Consider the following 16,933-nt stretch of genomic DNA (forward strand, 5'->3'; position numbering starts at 1 on the left):
GCGCCCGCGAAGCGCTAGGGTCGCATCCGGCATGAGCGTCCTGCACCTCCTGGGAACGGCCGGCGAAGGCGGCGCCGAGACCTATTTCGTCGACCTGGTCCAGGCGCTCCGGCGCGCGGGCGTCGACGAGGCTGCGGCGATCCGCCGTAATCCGACGCGCGAGGCGCGGCTGGCTCAGGCCGGCGTCCCGGTCCGGGTTCTGCGTTTCGGCGGCCCGCTCGACATCCTGACCCGGCCGGCGGCGGCGGGCTTCGCTGCGATCCACCGCACCCGCGTCGCGCTGGCCTGGATGAACCGCGCCGCGCGCCATACGCCCCGGGGGCCTTGGGCTCGGATCGGCCGCCTCGGCGGATATTACAACCTCAAGTACTACAAGGGCTTCGACCATCTGGTCGCCAACACCGACGACATCGCCGACTGGATCGTGGGTCAGGGCTGGCCGGCCGGCCGGGTGACCTGCATCCCCAATTTCGCCGCCGCCCCGGCCGAGGGCGAAGGCGTCGCGCGCGCCAGCCTGGACACGCCCGAGGACGCGCCGCTCCTCCTGGCCCTGGGGCGCCTGCACGAGGCCAAGGCCCACGACGTCGCGCTCCAGGCCCTGACGCAGCTTCCGGAGGCCTGGCTCTGGATCGCCGGCGCCGGCCCCCTCGAGGCCAAGCTGAAGGGCCTGGCCGAGGCGCTGGGCGTGGCGGGCCGCGTCCGGTTCCTGGGCTGGCGGACCGACGCCTCGGCCCTCTATCGGACCGCCGACATCTGTGTCTTCCCCTCCCGCTACGAGCCGCTCGGCAATGTGGTGATCCAGGCCTGGGCGCACGGCCTGCCCGTCGTGGCCGCCGAGAGCCAGGGACCGCGCGCCCTGATCCGCGACGGCGACGACGGCCGCCTGGTCCCCATCGACGATCCCGACAGCCTCGCCGCGGGCGTCCGCGAACTGCTGGACCAGCCCATGCTGCGCGCGCGCTTCGCCGCGTCGGGCGCGGCCCGCGTCGAAGCCGAGTTCTCGGAGGCGGCCGTCGTCGCCCGCTGGAAGCTCCTGTTCGCCGACCACGGGGCCGCCTGATGTGCGGCATCGCCGGGACGCTGGGCGGCGAGGGGCAGGCCGCCGCCCAACCCATGATCCGCGCCCTGGGCCACCGCGGCCCGGACGGCATACGGATCGAACGCGCCGGCGCCGCGGCGCTGGCTCACGCCCGACTCTCGATCATCGACCTGGACGGCGGCTGGCAGCCCCTGCACGCTGCGGGCGCGACCGTCATCGGCAACGGGGAGATCTACAACTACGTCGAGCTGACCCGCGACCACGGCCTGGCGGACGTGCTCTCCACCGGCTCGGACTTCGAACCCCTGCTGCACCTGTACGCGCGCGAGGGCGAGGCGGCGTTCGCCCGGCTGCGCGGCATGTACGCCTTCTGCCTGATCGGCGCCGACGGCCGCGCCTGGCTGGCGCGCGACCCGTTCGGAATCAAGCCGCTCTACCTGATGCAGCACGCCGGCGGCCTGGCCTTCGCCTCCGAGCCGCGCGCGTTCTTCGCGGCGGGTCTCATGGCGCGGGCGCTGGACGAGACGGCGGCCCGGCAGTTGCTCGACCTCAACTATGTGCTGGACGAGAAGACGCCCTTCCAGGGTCTGCGCCGCCTGGTCCCGGGCGAGGTGGTCGAGGTCCGCGACGGCCGGATCACCGGCGGCTGGCGAACCTCCCCGCTCCTTCCCCGCAGGGCGGGGAAGGTGGCGGCGAAGCCGACGGAGGGGGCGCAAGGCGCCGCCCCGGACGCCCCCTCCACCCCTTCGGGGTCCCCCTCCCCCGCAAAAGCAGGGGAGAAGCATCTGCTCCACCGCCTCGACGCGGTGCTGGAAGACAGCGTACGGGTCCACCAGCGCTCGGACGTCCCCTACGGCCTGTTCCTCTCCGGCGGCGTCGACTCGGCGGCCATCGCCACGCTGATGGCGCGTCTGAACCAGCGACCGGTCACCGCCTTCACCTGCGGCTTCGACGCGCCCGGCGCGGCCGACGAACGGGCGGCGGCCGAGGCGGTGGCCCGGGCGCTCGACCTGGACTGGCGCGAGACCACCTTCGGCGAGGCCGACTTCTGGCGGGTGTTGCCGCAGGTCGCCTGGGCGCTGGACGATCCGACGGCCGACTATGCCGTCCTGCCCACCTGGACGCTGGCCGAGGCGGCGAAGGGAACCCTGACCGTCGTCCTCACCGGCGAGGGCGGCGACGAGCTGTTCGGCGGCTATGGCCGCTATCGCCGCGCGCTCCGGCCCCGCTGGCTGGGCGGCCGGCCCGCCGAGCCTCGCGGCGCGGCCGACGCCACGCTGGCCGCCTGGCGCGCCGCGGCGGCGACGCCGGCAGGACTTTCGCCGCTCCAGGCGGCGCAATGGGCCGACATCGCCACCTGGCTGCCTGCCGACCTGCTGCTGAAGCTGGACCGTTGCCTCATGGCCCACGGGCTGGAGGGCCGCACCCCCTTCCTGGACCGGGAGGTGGCCGCCTTCGCCTGGGGCCTGCCCGATCGGGCGAAGGTGCGCGGTGGCTATGGCAAGTGGCTGCTGCGCCGCTGGCTGGAACGCGCCTGCCCGGCCGCCCGGCCCTGGGCCAGGAAGCAGGGCTTCACCGTGCCGGTGGACGCCTGGATCGCGCCCCGCGCCCCCGACATCGCCCGCCGGATCGGCGATGTCGAGGCCGTGCGCCGCCTGGCGGGCCCCGACGCGGGCGCGCGCATGCTGGCCGGGGGACCGATGCGATGGCGGTTGCTGTTCTTCGCCGTCTGGGCGCTGATTCACCTGGACGGCGCGCAACCGAACGACGCCCTCGCCGCTGTTGTAGGGTCGCTGTCGTAGGGACGTAGGACAAAGGATGACCATGAGATCGCTGATGCTCGCCGCGGGCGCCGCCGCCCTTGTCGCCGCCTGCAACGCCGACCCCGGTCAGGCCCAAACCCAGGAGAAGGCCACCGCGGGCGCCCCCGTCGAGACCGGCGCCGCCAACGGCCGGGACCAGAAGCCCGCGTTCGCCGGCCAGACCCGCGCGCCCGAGATGAAGGCGAACGTGGCCTACGAGGTCAGCGACTACGTCACGGGGATCTCCAAGCCCTGGGGCCTGGCCTTCCTGCCCGACGGGAGCCTGCTGATCACCGAGAAGCCCGGCCGCCTCCGCCACTTCAAGGACGGCGTGCTGTCGCCGCCGGTCGCGGGCGCGCCCGCCGTCGACGCGCGCGACCAGGGCGGCCTCCTGGGGCTCGCCATCGACCCCGACTATGCGCGGAACGGCCTCGTCTATCTCTTCTACGCCGAGCCGCCGAAAGGCGGGAAGAACAACGCCGCCGTCGCCCGGGGCCGACTGGTGCTGGACGGCGCGGCGCCGCGCCTGGAGGGCGTGCAGGTGATCTGGCGCCAGACGCCGGCGCTGGCCTCGACCAAGCACTACGGCGGCCGCCTGGTCTTCGCCCGGGACGGCACGCTGTTCATCACCGGCGGCGAGCGCTCGATCACCGAGGGCCGCATGCAGGCTCAGAGGATGGATGGGACGCTGGGCAAGGTGGTCCGGATAAATTCCGACGGCTCGATCCCTGCGGACAATCCGTTCGTCGGCAAGGCGGGCGCGCCGGGCGAGATCTACTCCATCGGCCACCGCAACATCCTGGGCGCCGCCCTGCATCCACGGACCGGAGACCTCTGGGAGGTCGAGCACGGCGCACGGGGCGGCGACGAGCTCAACATCGTGCGCGCCGGCAAGGACTATGGCTGGCCCACCATCGCCTACGGGATCGAATACGCCGGCGGCCCCATCACCGGCGGGATCACCCGGCAGGCCGGCATGGAGCAGCCCATCTACTACTGGGACCCCGTGATCGCGCCAGGCGGCATGGCCTTCTACACGTCGGACAAGGTCCCGGCCTGGACGGGCAGCCTGTTCGTCGCCGGCCTGGCCCCCAAGCACCTCGCCCGCCTCACCCTGGACGGCGAGAAGGTGGTCGGCGAGGAGCGCCTGCTGACCGAGGTGGGCGAGCGCCTGCGCGACGTCGTCGTCGGCCCCGACGGCGCACTCTATGTCGCCACCGACAACGACAAGGGCCGCGTGCTGCGCGTCGCGCCGAAGTAGGCGGCTGAGCCACGAACCCACACGAAAACCATCACGAACGGACGGACCTCCATCGAGCCTCCGCGCGAGCGGAGGCTCTGTCATGGCGACCACGGAACACACAGAAGACACGGAAATCGCGGCTCCGTGTCCTTCTGTGTTTTCCGGGGTTCCTTGAATTTCGAGAGGCGCCGCTTCGCGGCCTCGCAGGTCTACCCGTTCAGCGCCCCCCAGAGGGACGACGCCAGCAGTCCCGCCGCCACCGGCGCCCAGAGCTGCCGCTCGATGCGGCTGCGGGTGATCAGGTTCAGGGCCAGGCTCACGCCGGCCACGTCAGGCCGGCTCGCCCACGCGGCCGTACTTCGCGCCCAGTTCCGCGGTCACCGCCTCGAACTCGGCGATCGTCTCGGCCAGGATCTCGGCCACCGGCTTCACGCTCTCGATGCGCCCCGCCACCTGGCCGGACAGCGCGATCGCCGCCTCCATGTCGCCGCCGAAGTAGAGGTCCAGCGCGTTCGCCAGCTCGCCCATGATGTTGGCCGGCGGTTCCAGCTCCAGCCGCGTGGTCCGCTCGGTGCGCAGCGCCCGGAGCGCCGGTCCGGGCCCCTGGCGGTTCAGGAAGACCGTGTCGGTCTCCTTCGCGTTCACGATCATGTCCTTCCAGTTCTGGTGGACCGGGCTCTCGGCCGCCGAGACCATGCGCGTGCCCATCTGCACGCCCTCCGCCCCGAGCGCGAAGGCCGCCGCCATCGAGCGCCCGTCGGTGATTCCGCCGGCCGCGATCACCGGCACCCCCAGCTTGCTGCAGACCAACGGAAGCAGGACCATCGTGGCCACGTCGCGGCTGTTCTTGAAACCGCCACCCTCGCCGCCCTCGACGACCAGGCCGTCCACGCCCGCCGCCACCGCCTTCTGCGCCGCGGCCAGCGTGGGCACCACGTGGAACACCGTCAGGCCCCGTCCCTTCAGCGCCTCGCAGTATTTGTTCGGGTCGCCGGCCGACGTCGTGACGAACTTCACGCCCTGGTCGGCCACGAAGCTCACGATGTCGGGGTCGCGCACGAAGGCCTGGGCCACGTTGATCCCCCACGGCTTGTCCGTGAGGGTCTTCATCTTCACGAACTCCTCGCGCAGCTCGTCGAGGCGGCCCGACGACGTCTCGATGATCCCGAACCCGCCGGCGTTCGACACGGCGCTGGCCAGTTGGGCGCGGGCGATCCACCCCATCGGAGCCTGGAGGATCGGATACCGGCTGCCCAGGATCTCGGTGATGCGGTTCTTCATGCGACGTTTCTCCCTCTGTCCGGGACTATCGCCGGGACGGCGTCAAATCCAAACGGCCGGCTAATATGAACAAGAATTCCGGTTCTCGAAAGAAGGACGAGCCTATGGCCTCATAGTCCCAGCCGCGCCGCCACTTCTTCGCCGATCGCCAGGGACGAGGTCAGGCCGGGACTCTCGATCCCGAACAGCGCGACCAGCCCCGGCAGGCCGTGGATGTCCGCCCCGTCGAGGCGGAAGTCCGGCTGGGGCTCGCCGGGACCGTGCAGCTTGGGCCGCACGCCGGCATAGTCCGGGCTGAGCGCGCCCTCGGGCAGGCCCGGCCAGAACTTGCGGATGTAGCGATAGAACGCGTCCGCCTTCGACGGATCGACGCTGTAGTCCGGCGCCTCGACATACGACAGGTCCGGCCCGAACACCCCCTGCCCGCCCAGGTCGCGGCGATAATGCGTGCCGAGCGCGCCGGGGATGGGCGGCGGATAGATCAGGCGGCGGAACGGCGCCTTGCCCGTCAACCTGAAATAGACGCCCTTGCCGTAGTGCGCCGGCGGGATCAGGTGCGCGGGGAACCCCTCGATCCGTCCCGCCACCGCCTGGGCCGAGAGCCCGGGCGCGGTCACGAGAAGGCGGCAGGTCAGCGTCGTGGGCTCGGCGCCGCCGGCGCGCACCTCGAACCCACCGCCCTCCAGCGGCGTCGCTCCCTCGAACGGCGTGGACAGCACCACCGCGCCGCCGGCCGCCTCGATCTCTCCCTGCAGCGCCAGCATATAGGCGTGGCTCTCGAACACGCCGCTCTCGGGCGACAGCAGGGCGCCGGCGCAGGCCAGCTCCGGCTCCAGCGCCAGGGCCTGGTCGCGGCTCAGCTCGGCCATCCCCTCCACGTCGTTGACCCGGGCCTGCGCCAGGATCACCGCCAGCCGCGGCAATTCGGCCTCGGTCGTCGCGACCACGAGCTTGCCGCAGCGGTCGTACGCGACATGGTGCGTGTCGCAGAAGGCGTACAGCCTCCGCCGGCCCTCCACGCACAACCGCGCCTTCAGCGAGCCGGTAGGATAGTAGAGACCCGCGTGGATCACCTCGGAGTTGCGCGACGAGACGCCCTGGCCGATGGCCGCGTCCTGTTCCAGCACCGCCACGGCGAGGCCGCGTCGCGAGAGCGCGTGGCCGCACGCCAGCCCCACGGCGCCCGCGCCCACGACCACCGCATCGAAATCGAACTCGGCCATGCCCCGGCATAGCGCGGAACGCGGCCCCCGGGAAATCGGCCCGTCCCGCTGACGCGCGCCGGCCCGCCGAGCCGTTCCGCGGCCGGATCGAGCGCGGCATTTGACGGTGACGCCGCCGCGCCGGCGCCTCAAGGATGGGCCTTGAGCCGCGCGATCACAGGATGCGGCCCCGATCCGAGGACGCGCGCATGACGAGGGACCACCACGGCCTGGAGATGACCGGGGCGAGCGCCGCGGCGGCCGACCTCTACCAGGCCGCCCGCGAACGCTTCCACTGCTACGCTGGCGACAGCCTCTCGCCCCTCAAGGCGGCCCTCTCCGACAGCCCCGGCTTCGTCATGGCCCATGCGCTCAAGGCCTGGATGACGCTGGTCGCGGCCAACACCGAGGTGGCGGCGATGGGCCTGCAGGCCCTGGGGACGGCCCGCGGCCTGCCGATGAACGCCCGCGAAGCCGGCCACGTCGCCGCGCTGGATCGCCTGGTGGCGGGCGAGGTCCAGGCGGCGGCGCGCATCATGACCGAGGTCTCACGCCAGCATCCGCACGATGTCCTGGCGCTCCAGGTGGGCCAGACCCTGGACTTCCTGCTGGGCGATGCGCACGGCCTCCACGACCGGATCGCCGCGGCGCTGCCCGCGTGGTCGCCTGACCGCCCGGAATGGCACGCGGTCCAGGGATTGCTGGCGTTCGGGCTGGAGGAGACCGGCCGCTACGACGAGGCCGAGGCGGCCGGACGCCGGTGCGTCGCGCTGGAGCCGACCAACAACTGGGGCCAGCACGCCGTGGCGCACGTCATGGTCATGCAGGGCCGCCACGCCGACGGCGTCCGCTGGATGCGCCACGAGAATACCGCGTGGCAACCGCAAGCCCAGCTCGGCGTCCACAACTGGTGGCACACGGCCCTGTTCCACCTTGGCCTGGGCGAGACCGATGCGGCGCTCGAACTGTACGACGGGCCGCTCTACGGCGAGGGGTCGACCTTCGCGTTCGACATGGTGGACGCCGCCGCCCTGCTCTGGCGGCTCCATCTCCTGGGTGTGGATTCCGGCGGCCGCTGGGAAGCGCTCGCCGACAACTTCGCCCGCGAGCCGCGTGGCCAGTCCGCCTTCGTCGACGTGCATGCGATGATGGCCTTCGTCGGCGCCGGCCGTGACGCCGAGGCGGCGGCTCTTCTGGACGCCCAGTCGGCTGCGCTCGCGGGGACGGGCGACAACGCCGGCTTCGTGCGCGAGGCGGGGCTGCCGGCCTGCGAGGCCGTCCGCGCCTTCGGCGACGGCGACTACGCCCGCGCGGCGCGCCTGCTGGGCGACACCCGCGACCGCCTCCACCGCTTCGGCGGCAGTCACGCCCAGCGCGATGTCCTGGATCTCACCCTCATCGCCGCAGCCCGCCGTTCGGGCGACTCGCGACTGGAGACGATGCTGCTGGACGAGCGCGCCGGGACGATCCCGCTTCCGGGACACGCGCGCACGGTGATGTGAGGCCGATGACTAGGCGCCGCTGACGACGCCCCCTAGCCTGCTCGGCAAAACATGGGGAGGTTTCGAATATGCGGACTGTTCTCGGGCTGGCGGCGGCGCTGGCGCTTGGCGGGGCGGCGGCCGCCCAGGTTCCGGTCAAGCCGGACATTCCCTCGATCCTGGTATGGTCTCCGCAGCAACAGGCGGACTGGTACCGCTCGATCGAGAGCGTCTACAAGGTCGAGACCGTGGCCCGTGGCGACAAGGTGCGCCCTCTGCCCAGGGCCGCGCGCCAGATCGCGCCGACATGGACGCATGCCGGCAGGTCCTGGACGGTCCGCGACTACATGGACGCCCACCGCGTCTCGGGCGTCCTGGTCCTGAAGGACGGCGAGATCCTGCTTGAGGAATACGGCCTGGGACGCGGGCCGGACGACAGGTGGACCTCGTTCTCGGTCGCCAAGTCGGTGACCTCCACCCTGGCCGGCGCCGCCATCCGCGAGGGCAAGATCGCGAGCCTCGCCTCGCCCGTCACCGACTACATCCCGGAACTCAAGGGCTCGGGCTACGACGGCGTCACCGTCCGGCAGCTCCTGATGATGAGCTCGGGCGTCAAGTGGAACGAGGACTACACCGACCCGAACTCCGACGTGGCCCGCTCGGTCAGCCTGCCGATCGAACCGGGCAAGAACCCGCTGGTCACCTACATGGCCCGCCTGCCCCGCGCGCACGAACCGGGGACCCTGTTCAACTACAACACCGGCGAGACCGACCTCGTCGGCATCCTGGTCTCGCGCGCCGTGGGCAAGAGCCTCGCCGCCTACGCCTCCGAGAAGATCTGGCGGCCCTACGGCATGGAGCGCGACGCCATCTGGATGGTCGATCCCGCGGGCCACGAGCGGGGTGGCTGCTGCATGTCGATCACGCTGCGCGACTATGGTCGCATCGGCCAGTTCATGCTGGACGGCGGCATGGCCGACGGAACGCCCGTCCTGCCCGACGGCTGGACCACCGAGGCGACCACGCCCCAGATCGTCAAGGGCGCCCCGCCGCCCGGCTATGGCTACTTCTGGTGGATGCGGCCCCAGGGCGGCTACGAGGCGCGCGGCATCTTCGGCCAGGGCATCCTGATCGTGCCCGGGGAGAAGCTGGTCGTGGTGGTCAACTCCGCCTGGCCGACCGCCGTGGGCCAGGACCTGGGGGCGGCGCGGCTGGCGCTCTACGAGGCGATCCGGGCGGCGGCGAAGTAGGCCTTCACGCCCCCGTTCGTTGTGGCGCCTACCTCCCCGTGACAGTCTTCGGGCGCGGGGAAACGGGAGAAACGCCATGACAGACGACCTCGACCCATACGGCCGCCGCCTGCCGATCAAGCTGGACTCCACCTCGAACGGCGAATTCGCCCCGATCCCGCTGGACCGCAGCGAGATCTACGCCAACCACCTCGCCTCCGAGCGCGCCGAGGCCTTCGCGAAGCGCCTCGGCGTGGGCCGGCGCGCGTTCCTGACCTCGACCTGCGGCGCGGCTTCGACGCTGGCGGCCTTCAATGCGGCCCACGCCGCCGCGGGCCGCACGGGCGGCTATTTCGAGGTCGCGGACGCCGCCGCCCTGGAGCCCCAGCTCGCGAGCGCGCAGCTGGGCAAGTCCGAGTTCATCTTCGACGTCCAGGGCCACTTCGTGAACCCGACCGGCGCCTGGCTGAAGACCGTGCCGAAGGGCGCGCGGCCCCTGTCGGACTTCGACAAGGCCAAATGCGGGCTGGCCGAAGGACCGGACGACCTCGCCTACCTGCGCTGCCTGGGGGCCGAGGAGTTCGTGAAGGACGTCTTCCTCGATTCCGACACCGACATCATGGTCCTGTCGTTCGTCCCCTCCACCCGCGAGGGCGAGCCGCTGACCATCGAGGAGGCCGCCGCGACCCGCGCCATCGTCGAGAGGATGGAGGGCTCGAAGCGCCTGATGCTGCACGCCCGGGTCAATCCGAACCAGCCCGGCGACGTGGAGGACATGGAGCGCCTGAAGGGCTTCGGGATCACCGCCTTCAAGACCTACACCCAGTGGGGGCCCGGCGGCGAAGGCTTCTGGCTGACCGACGACGTGGGCGTCGCCTTCATCGAGAAGGCCCGCGCGCTGGGCGTGAAGAACATCGCCATCCACAAGGGGCTGCCCTTCGGCCCCAGGAGCTACGAGCACTCGACCTGCCGGGACATCGGGCCGATCGCCAGGCAGTTCCCCGACATGAATTTCCTGATCTACCACTCGGGCTATGTGGCCGGGAAAGCCGAGGGTCCCCACGATCCCGCCCGGACCGATGGCGTCGACTCCCTGGTGACCTCGCTGGCCGAGGCCGGGATCGCGCCGAACAGCAACGTCTACGCCGAGTTGGGCTCCACCTGGCGCTTCGTCTCGACCCGCGACCCCACCAGCGCGGCGCACATGATGGGCAAGCTGTTCAAGGCGGTGGGCGAGGACAACGTGCTCTGGGGCACCGACTCCATCTGGTACGGTTCGCCCCAGGACCAGATCCAGGCGTTCCGGACGTTCCAGATCTCGGACGAGCTTCAGGCGACGTACGGCTATCCGCGCATGACCCCCGAGCTCCGCGCCAAGGTGTTCGGCCTGAACGCGGTGAAGCCCTACGACCTCGACGCCGCGACGGTGCGGAAATACCTGGCCCGCGACGCCGTGACCCGGGACAAGGCCAACTACGCCGAACGGCCCAATCCCTCGTTCGCGACCTACGGCCCGCGCAACCGCCGCGAGTTCATGAACCTCATGCGCGCCAGCGGCGGGGGGCCGTAACCCCCTCCCTGCTCGTCATGGCCGGCCTTGTGCCCGCCATGACGAGCGATGGGGAGAGAGGGCAAGCGGCAGGGTCGGCCACCTACGCCCCTCGCCACCGGAAGGCGGCCAGCGGCATCAGCCGGCGAACGGGGCGGCGCGGGTCGTCCACCCAGGCGTTGGGGCCGGCCAGGCCCACGACGCGGAAGATCGGCATGCCGCCGGCCTCGGCCGACACCACGTCGCCGACCTCGACAGGCCGGGCCGCGGCGTGGTCCAGGAGCCGCCAGCGGACGGCGGGCAGGGTCGCCATGGTCTGTCTCCATCGACGCCCGCGCAATTGCGGACGATGGCGACAGGATGCGGCGGCCCGGCTGAGGCCGGCCTGAGGTGCGCGTTTATCGGCCGTTCAGTCCGTACGGCGCGCCAGCGCCAAAGATTCGAACCACGAAAAACACGAAAGGACCCTCTCAGCAGGCCGCCGCTTCATTTCGCGTCCTTTCGTGTTTTCGTGGTTCTAAAGGACAGCGCCTGCGGCGCGCTCAGGGGCCGCCGTAGCTCACCGCCATGCCGGCGCGGACGTCCTGCTGCACGCCGTATTGCGGGAACGGATAGCGGAAGCCGTTCTTGGACAGCGCCCGCATCCCGGCGATAGCCTTGACGAGAGGCTCGGGCGGCGTGGCCATCAACATCTCGTCGTCCAGCACCCCGCCGTAGCGACGCTCGGCGAAGCAGGGGATCGACAGGCTGGGCTCGCGCTTCGTGAGCGCCCGGCCCCAGCTGTCGGCGCACGCGCTCTCGCCCACCACGCTCCAGTCGAAGCGCTTGTAGCCCGACCATTGCAGCCCATTGATGAAATAGATCATCGCGCCCGGCGTCGCGTAGAACAGGGCGATGTCCCAGTCCGCCACCTTGCCCGAGGCCAGCGGCCCGACCGCCAGCGCCTCGAACTGACCGTCGGGCACACAGGTCATGGCCGCCTGGTGCGCGCCGGCGTCGGCCTGGGTCTCGAACCAGACGCCGGTCATGTGGCGACCCGACTGCCATTCGTCGGTCTTGGCCCCGCCCAGCCCGACGACGGCCCGGCACTGGGCGCCGACGAGGTCGTCGGCGGTGATCCCCACGGTCCAGCCCAGGCGCGCGGCCTGCCCCACCACCTGGTCCAGCGTGTGGACGTGCTGCGGGCGGCGGATGCGCGGGATCGCCTCCATCTCGGCCCGGTCCCGGAACAACTTCATCCCGAACGGGATCGAGCGCAGCCGGAGCAGCCGCTCCAGGTCGGCGGTCGTCGCGGCCCAATCGGGCGCACCCACGTCGTTCATGATCCTCCCCCTTCGTTTCGTTGCCGGAAGCGTGGGCCGCCGCCCGGCGCGGCGCAAGCCCGGAGGCGAATGCACACCTTGACCCGGGCGCTCGCACCTCGCAGCCTTCGCCGAAAGGGAAGGATCGACGATGCGGCGGTTGAGCCTGGCGGCGCTGGCGGGCGCGGCGGCAGTCGGGCTGTCGGGCTGCCTGGCCGGCGACATCCCCTACGCGACGCTGGAAACCCGATACGCCAGCCCCGCCTCCCGCTACACTGACCTGCCGGGCGGCCTGCGGGTCCACTATCGCGACGAAGGCCCGCGGGACGCGGCGCGGACGCTTGTGCTGATCCACGGCTTCTCGGCCTCGGTGCACGCCTGGGAACCCTGGGTCGAACGCCTATCGAACGAATATCGGATCGTCACCCTCGACCTGCCCGGCCACGGCCTGACCCGCGCGCCGAACGACTATGTCGCCTCGACCTCGGCCAACGTCGGGATCGTCGACGAACTGACCCGGCGCCTGGGGCTCACCCGCTTCGTCGTCGGCGGCAATTCGATGGGCGGGGGCGTGGCGTGGAACTACGCCCTGGCCCACCCCGACCGGCTCGACGGCCTGGTCCTGGTGGGGTCGGCCGGCTGGCCCGATGCCGAGCGGTCGCGCGAGGGTTCGCCTCTGGTCTTCCGCCTACTGGCCAACCCGGCGGGGCGCGCGCTGCTGCGCAACGTCGACCCCGGCCTGTTCGCGGAGAAGGGCCTGAAACAGGCCTATCTGGACGAGAGCCTGGTCACCGACGCGGTCGTGGGCCGCTACGTCGACCTGGCTCGGGCGCCCGGCCACCGCGCGATCCTGACGCGCGATCGAGCCCCGGCGCCACAGGTGACGCCCCAGACCTTCGCGGCCATCCGGACGCCGACGCTGGTGATGACGGGCGAACAGGACGCGCTCATCCCCGCCGCCCACTCACGCGGGCTGGCAGGGGCGATCGCGGGCGCGAAGCTGATCGTCTATCCCGACGGCGGCCATGTGCCGATGGAGCAGCTTCCCGACCGCTCGGCCGCCGACCTGCGGGCGTTCCTGGCGGCGCTGCCGGGGTGACCCTCAGGTGCTCTGGGTGGTGTCGGGCAGGCCCAGGATGCGCTTCGAGACGATGTTGAACTGGATCTCCTGGCTGCCGCCGTAGATCGACATCGCCTTGCCCCACAGCCAGGCGCGCACCGCCTCGATCTCGTCGCGGTCGAAGCTGTCGCCCTCCCAGCCCAGGCCCTGCGAACCCATCAGCTCCAGGGTCAGCTCGGCGCGGGTCTGGGCGTTCCAGGTGGCCGAGTTCTTCAGCACCGAGGGCGCGTTGCCGGGGCTGTTGTTCCCCTTGGCCTCGGCCGCCGCGCGCGCCAGCGTCAGGCCGTGGACCTTGGAGTCCATCTCGTGCTTCGCCAGCCGGGTGCGGAAGTCGGAATCGGCCAGGCGGCCCGTCTCGTCCAGGCCGATATAGGCCTTGGCGATCTCGTTCAGCGGCTTCGGCGGCCGGCCGCCCATCGCCGCGCCCGTCTGGCTGGCCCGCTCGTGCTGGAGCAGCCGCTTGCCCACGGTCCAGCCCACGTTCAACTGGCCGAGCAGCGCATCCTTCGGCGCCTTGGCGTCGGTCAGGAACGTCTCGCAGAACGGCGAGGCGCCCGAGATCAGGCCGATGGGGCGGGTCTCGATCTCCTTCTGGTGCATGTCCACCAGGAAGAAGCTGATGCCGTCATGCTTCTTGGCCGACGGGTCGGTCCGCGCCAGCAGCCCGCACCAGTCGGAATACTGAGCCCCGCTGGTCCACGTCTTCTGGCCGTTGAAGACCCAGTGGTCGCCCTTGTCCTCGGCCCGCATCTGGAGCGACGCCAGGTCCGACCCCGCGTTCGGCTCGGAGTAGCCGACGCACCACTGCACCTCGCCGCGCACGATCGGCGGGATGTGCTTCTTCTTCTGTTCCTCTGTGCCGTAGTCCATGATCGTCGGGCCGATCATCGTCACGCCCATCCCGAACATCAGCGGGTTGAAGGCGCCGAGGCGGCTCATCTCCTGGCCCAGCACCCGCGCCTGCTGCGAGGTCAGCCCCCCGCCGCCGTACTCCGTGGGCCAGGTGGGCGTGCCCCAGCCCTTCTCGCCCATGGCCTTGCGCCATTTCACCAGGTCGGGCTCGTTCGAGCGCACCTCGGCCGAGGCCAGCGCCCCCTTGCCCTTCAGCGAAGCCGGGAAATTGGCCTCCAGCCATGCGCGCGCCTCCTCGCGGAAGGCCTCGAGGTCGATGTCGGCGCCGAAGTCGGCCATGGCGGGGCTCCTCGTTTCCACGAGCTTACGAAGCGAAGCGTGTGGGGCAAGGGATAGGGCGGCTGACGCGGCGGCAGAGAAGCGCCAAGTGCGAGCGCCCTACTTACGCAACCTTAACTTCACGCGGCCGGCGAACCGAGCCATAGCCTCGCTCCGAGGAGCCCACATGCCGTCCATCGCCGCACTGGATCAGCGCTGCTTCCTGAAGACCGTCTCCGGCGGCGCCGAAAACGCCGCGCCCGGGCGCGCGCCGTCGACCCTCAGCCCGCCCACGGGCAAGGCGGCCGCCGCCGGCCTGCAACCCGGCCCGGCGCGAGGGACGGCCGAGCCCGCCGCCGCCTGACGATCTGTCCTGACGACGCCACAGACCCTGACGCTGTAGGCTGGGGCGATGAATCCCTGGATCCACCTCGACACCGCCCCGATCCCCGACGGGGGCGAGCTGAAGCTGATGCGGCGCGGCCAGGACTATTCGATCATGTCCGGCCGGATCGAGCTGATGAACAGCCGGCTCTACGGCTCGGAGGTCGCCCTCTTCCGGCTGGCGTGGGCCCGGCTCGCCGGGGCGAAGGCGGGAACCCCATCCGCGCCGTGCCTCCTGATCGGCGGCCTGGGCATGGGATTCACGCTCCGTGCGGCGCTGGACGGACTGCCCGCCGACGCCCAGGTCGTGGTGGCCGAGCTGGTCCCCGAGGTGATCGCCTGGGCCGGCGGCCATCTCGCCCCGCTGTACGGCGACAGCCTGGCCGACCCCCGCGCCCGCATCGTCCAGGGCGACGTGGCTGACCGGCTGGCCGAGGCCCGGCCGCCCTACGACCTGATCCTGATGGACGTGGACAACGGCCCCGACGGCCTGAACCGCGACGCCAACGACGGCCTCTACGGCAGAGCGGGCCTGGCCAGCCTGAAGCGGGCCGTGAAGCCGGGGGGTGTCGTCGCCGTCTGGTCGGCCGGCCACGACGACGCCTTCGCCCGCCGGTTCGGCCACGCCGGATTCGACGTGACCGAGCACAAGGTCGGCGCCAGCCCCTCCGGCAAGGGCCCCCGCCATGTGATCTGGGTGGGCGTGTCGCGATGAAGGCCTGCGGCCCCTGCACGATGTGCTGCCGGGTCCTGGCCGTGGCCGAACTGGACAAGCCCGCGGGGCGGCCGTGCGCCCACGCGAAGCCCGGCGCCGGCTGCGGGATCTATGAGCATCGCCCCCAGGGTTGCCGCGTCTTCGAGTGCGTCTGGCTCATGGACCCGGAGATGCCCCACCGCTTCCGGCCCGACCAGACCAAGGTGGTCCTCGATCAGGACGCCCGGGGCCAGCGCCTCGTCGCCCGCTGCGACCCCGCCAATCCTCTCGCCTGGCGGCGCAACCCGATCTACGCCGCCCTCAAGGGCCGCGCCGCCGACACCTGGGGCACGGGGCGGATCGTGCTGGCGGTGGCCGGCCGGCGGACATGGCTGATCGCGCCGCGCGAGGACGTGGACCTGGGCGAGGTGGGCGCAGAAGCGACGCTCCAGGTGATCGAGCGAGCCGATGGTTCCATTGTCGTAGAGGTCCGCCAAGGCTGACGGTCACGTCAGGCGCTCCAACGCTCCGCGCTACACAGTCCCGGGGTTATCTCCGATGTCATCGCACCTCGGATGGCGAACTTGATGAGCTGGGGCCTCTAAACCGCCAGGGGCCTGCACTCGCTGTGAGCGTGAGCTATTCGCCACAGCTTCCAAGTCGCACGGATATGTACGGATACGATGGATATCCGCGCACTCGTATGATACAAGCCATTCACTCTGATGCAGGCGCGAAGAATGCCGTTGATCGAAATTTCCGAAGAGGTGCTGGCGGAACTGGGGGCTCACGCGGAGCCTTTTGTGGACATCACGCCGGAGGCTGTGATTCGGAAGCTTCTCGCGAAGCACCCCGCAATAACCGCGCCAAAGATCCAGGTACTATCGCGCTACTTAGCTTCCGCGGCACCGAATCTAACATTCACGAGAGTCACCGAGGTGAAGCTCGGAAACGAAATTCTGCCCGCTGAAGATACCTATTGGAACAACACTGTCCGCGCACTACTTCGTCAGGCAGCGAGCCGAGGGTGCACTGCTGAGGAGGTTTGCAACCGAATCGGAATCAATGCCGTCGCGGGAGAAAAAACTAAGGACGGCTACAGATTTGTTGCGGAAGCCGACATTTCTTTCCAACAGCAAGACGCCAATGGTGCGTGGAAGGCCATCAGGAATCTAGCGCAATATCTAGGATTATCGGTCGAGGTGACGTTCGAGTGGCTCAATAATCCAAAGGCTGCGAACCCCGGTGCCGCAGCTACGCTAGTGGCCTAGGCACCAACTCATGCGAATGCCTAAACGCAAGCATCCCGATCCTGAAGCAGCGCTACTCGATTGGCGCGTTTGGGCCGGGATCGTGGGAGTGGCCGCTACCGTACTCGCCGGGGGCTGGACGATGTTCAGCAAAGCTGAGGAAAGAATCTACCAAAACCAAGTTCGCG

15 protein-coding genes and 1 pseudogene are annotated in these 16,933 nt (G+C 70.7%); 11 read left to right on the forward strand and 5 right to left on the reverse strand.

Translation table 11 applies throughout. The annotated features are described in order from the left end of the window. The first annotated feature begins 31 nt into the window (after window positions 1-31). From WG212_RS07325 to WG212_RS07335, 3 genes are read left to right on the forward strand one after another with little or no spacing between them, the layout of a single operon-like run. A complete protein-coding gene (locus WG212_RS07325; RefSeq protein ID WP_337186425.1) occupies window positions 32-1,060 on the forward strand; it encodes a glycosyltransferase in 1,029 nt (342 codons plus the stop codon). Next, a complete protein-coding gene (gene asnB, locus WG212_RS07330; protein ID WP_337186426.1) occupies window positions 1,060-2,841 on the forward strand; it encodes an asparagine synthase (glutamine-hydrolyzing) in 1,782 nt (593 codons plus the stop codon). The genes WG212_RS07325 and asnB overlap by 1 nt, the downstream gene beginning before the upstream one ends. Window positions 2,842-2,863: 22 nt before the next feature. Beyond that, window positions 2,864-4,102, forward strand: coding sequence for a PQQ-dependent sugar dehydrogenase (locus tag WG212_RS07335; RefSeq protein ID WP_337186450.1), 1,239 nt, complete (start codon window positions 2,864-2,866; stop codon window positions 4,100-4,102). Between the two features lie 312 nt (window positions 4,103-4,414). On the opposite strand, the pseudogene WG212_RS07340 reads toward WG212_RS07335, so the two are convergent. Together WG212_RS07340 and WG212_RS07345 are read right to left on the reverse strand one after the other, a co-directional pair. Next, window positions 4,415-5,371 (reverse strand): annotated as a pseudogene (locus WG212_RS07340) (nitronate monooxygenase); the annotation flags it as partial. A 104-nt stretch (window positions 5,372-5,475) separates the two neighbouring features. Then, on the reverse strand, window positions 5,476-6,588 hold the full coding sequence (locus WG212_RS07345) for an NAD(P)/FAD-dependent oxidoreductase (RefSeq protein ID WP_337186427.1): 1,113 nt from the start codon (window positions 6,586-6,588) through the stop codon (window positions 5,476-5,478). Window positions 6,589-6,776: 188 nt separating this feature from the next. Here WG212_RS07345 and WG212_RS07350 point away from each other — a divergent pair, with 188 nt between their 5' ends. The 3 genes from WG212_RS07350 (at window position 6,777) to WG212_RS07360 (ending at window position 10,847) form a co-directional block, all read left to right on the forward strand. Continuing rightward, the gene (locus tag WG212_RS07350; RefSeq protein WP_337186428.1) at window positions 6,777-8,069 is read left to right on the forward strand and encodes a tetratricopeptide repeat protein; all 1,293 of its coding nucleotides are present in this window, start codon (window positions 6,777-6,779) and stop codon (window positions 8,067-8,069) included. Between the two features lie 68 nt (window positions 8,070-8,137). Further along, window positions 8,138-9,298 (forward strand): serine hydrolase, encoded by a 1,161-nt coding sequence (locus tag WG212_RS07355; RefSeq protein ID WP_337186429.1) that lies wholly within the window; start codon window positions 8,138-8,140, stop codon window positions 9,296-9,298. Between the two features lie 76 nt (window positions 9,299-9,374). Then, window positions 9,375-10,847, forward strand: a complete 1,473-nt coding sequence (locus WG212_RS07360; RefSeq protein WP_337186430.1) for an amidohydrolase family protein — start codon at window positions 9,375-9,377, stop codon at window positions 10,845-10,847. 82 nt (window positions 10,848-10,929) lie between these two features. On the opposite strand, the gene WG212_RS07365 is transcribed toward WG212_RS07360, so the two are convergent. Continuing rightward, window positions 10,930-11,139, reverse strand: a complete 210-nt coding sequence (locus WG212_RS07365; protein WP_337186431.1) for a hypothetical protein — start codon at window positions 11,137-11,139, stop codon at window positions 10,930-10,932. Between the two features lie 229 nt (window positions 11,140-11,368). Continuing rightward, complete coding sequence (locus tag WG212_RS07370) at window positions 11,369-12,148, reverse strand: DUF169 domain-containing protein (protein ID WP_337186432.1); 780 nt, start codon at window positions 12,146-12,148, stop codon at window positions 11,369-11,371. A 130-nt stretch (window positions 12,149-12,278) separates the two neighbouring features. On the opposite strand from WG212_RS07370, the gene WG212_RS07375 reads away from it, so the two are divergent. Further along, entirely contained in the window at window positions 12,279-13,226 is a 948-nt protein-coding gene (locus tag WG212_RS07375) for an alpha/beta hydrolase (RefSeq protein WP_337186433.1), read from the forward strand. Between the two features lie 3 nt (window positions 13,227-13,229). On the opposite strand, the gene WG212_RS07380 is transcribed toward WG212_RS07375, so the two are convergent. Further along, window positions 13,230-14,438 carry an acyl-CoA dehydrogenase family protein gene (locus WG212_RS07380; protein ID WP_337186434.1) on the reverse strand — a complete coding sequence of 403 codons (1,209 nt, stop codon included), beginning with the start codon at window positions 14,436-14,438 and terminating at the stop codon, window positions 13,230-13,232. Window positions 14,439-14,604: 166 nt separating this feature from the next. Between WG212_RS07380 and WG212_RS07385 the strand changes: the two genes are divergently transcribed. The 4 genes from WG212_RS07385 (at window position 14,605) to WG212_RS07400 (ending at window position 16,766) form a co-directional block, all read left to right on the forward strand. Continuing rightward, window positions 14,605-14,781, forward strand: coding sequence for a hypothetical protein (locus WG212_RS07385; RefSeq protein ID WP_337186435.1), 177 nt, complete (start codon window positions 14,605-14,607; stop codon window positions 14,779-14,781). A 48-nt stretch (window positions 14,782-14,829) separates the two neighbouring features. After that, window positions 14,830-15,516: a spermidine synthase gene (locus WG212_RS07390; protein ID WP_337186436.1), complete on the forward strand. Its 687-nt coding sequence runs from the start codon at window positions 14,830-14,832 to the stop codon at window positions 15,514-15,516. After that, window positions 15,513-15,998: a YkgJ family cysteine cluster protein gene (locus WG212_RS07395; RefSeq protein ID WP_337186437.1), complete on the forward strand. Its 486-nt coding sequence runs from the start codon at window positions 15,513-15,515 to the stop codon at window positions 15,996-15,998. Before WG212_RS07390 ends, WG212_RS07395 begins: the two co-directional genes overlap by 4 nt. A gap of 237 nt (window positions 15,999-16,235) precedes the next feature. Beyond that, window positions 16,236-16,766 carry a hypothetical protein gene (locus WG212_RS07400; RefSeq protein WP_337186438.1) on the forward strand — a complete coding sequence of 177 codons (531 nt, stop codon included), beginning with the start codon at window positions 16,236-16,238 and terminating at the stop codon, window positions 16,764-16,766. Window positions 16,767-16,933: the final 167 nt, after the last annotated feature.

The sequence above is a fragment of the Phenylobacterium sp. genome (assembly GCF_037189685.1).
Classification (GTDB): domain Bacteria; phylum Pseudomonadota; class Alphaproteobacteria; order Caulobacterales; family Caulobacteraceae; genus Phenylobacterium.

Bases quoted from the DNA above. Each gene is read 5' to 3' on its own strand.
- WG212_RS07325 (WP_337186425.1), top strand. From the start codon at position 32: ATGAGCGTCCTGCACCTCCTGGGAACGGCCGGCGAAGGCGGCGCCGAG.
- asnB (WP_337186426.1), top strand. From the start codon at position 1,060: ATGTGCGGCATCGCCGGGACGCTGGGCGGCGAGGGGCAGGCCGCCGCC.
- WG212_RS07335 (WP_337186450.1), top strand. From the start codon at position 2,864: ATGAGATCGCTGATGCTCGCCGCGGGCGCCGCCGCCCTTGTCGCCGCC.
- WG212_RS07345 (WP_337186427.1), bottom strand. From the start codon at position 6,588: ATGGCCGAGTTCGATTTCGATGCGGTGGTCGTGGGCGCGGGCGCCGTG.
- WG212_RS07350 (WP_337186428.1), top strand. From the start codon at position 6,777: ATGACGAGGGACCACCACGGCCTGGAGATGACCGGGGCGAGCGCCGCG.
- WG212_RS07355 (WP_337186429.1), top strand. From the start codon at position 8,138: ATGCGGACTGTTCTCGGGCTGGCGGCGGCGCTGGCGCTTGGCGGGGCG.
- WG212_RS07360 (WP_337186430.1), top strand. From the start codon at position 9,375: ATGACAGACGACCTCGACCCATACGGCCGCCGCCTGCCGATCAAGCTG.
- WG212_RS07365 (WP_337186431.1), bottom strand. From the start codon at position 11,139: ATGGCGACCCTGCCCGCCGTCCGCTGGCGGCTCCTGGACCACGCCGCG.
- WG212_RS07370 (WP_337186432.1), bottom strand. From the start codon at position 12,148: ATGAACGACGTGGGTGCGCCCGATTGGGCCGCGACGACCGCCGACCTG.
- WG212_RS07375 (WP_337186433.1), top strand. From the start codon at position 12,279: ATGCGGCGGTTGAGCCTGGCGGCGCTGGCGGGCGCGGCGGCAGTCGGG.
- WG212_RS07380 (WP_337186434.1), bottom strand. From the start codon at position 14,438: ATGGCCGACTTCGGCGCCGACATCGACCTCGAGGCCTTCCGCGAGGAG.
- WG212_RS07385 (WP_337186435.1), top strand. From the start codon at position 14,605: ATGCCGTCCATCGCCGCACTGGATCAGCGCTGCTTCCTGAAGACCGTC.
- WG212_RS07390 (WP_337186436.1), top strand. From the start codon at position 14,830: ATGAATCCCTGGATCCACCTCGACACCGCCCCGATCCCCGACGGGGGC.
- WG212_RS07395 (WP_337186437.1), top strand. From the start codon at position 15,513: ATGAAGGCCTGCGGCCCCTGCACGATGTGCTGCCGGGTCCTGGCCGTG.
- WG212_RS07400 (WP_337186438.1), top strand. From the start codon at position 16,236: ATGCCGTTGATCGAAATTTCCGAAGAGGTGCTGGCGGAACTGGGGGCT.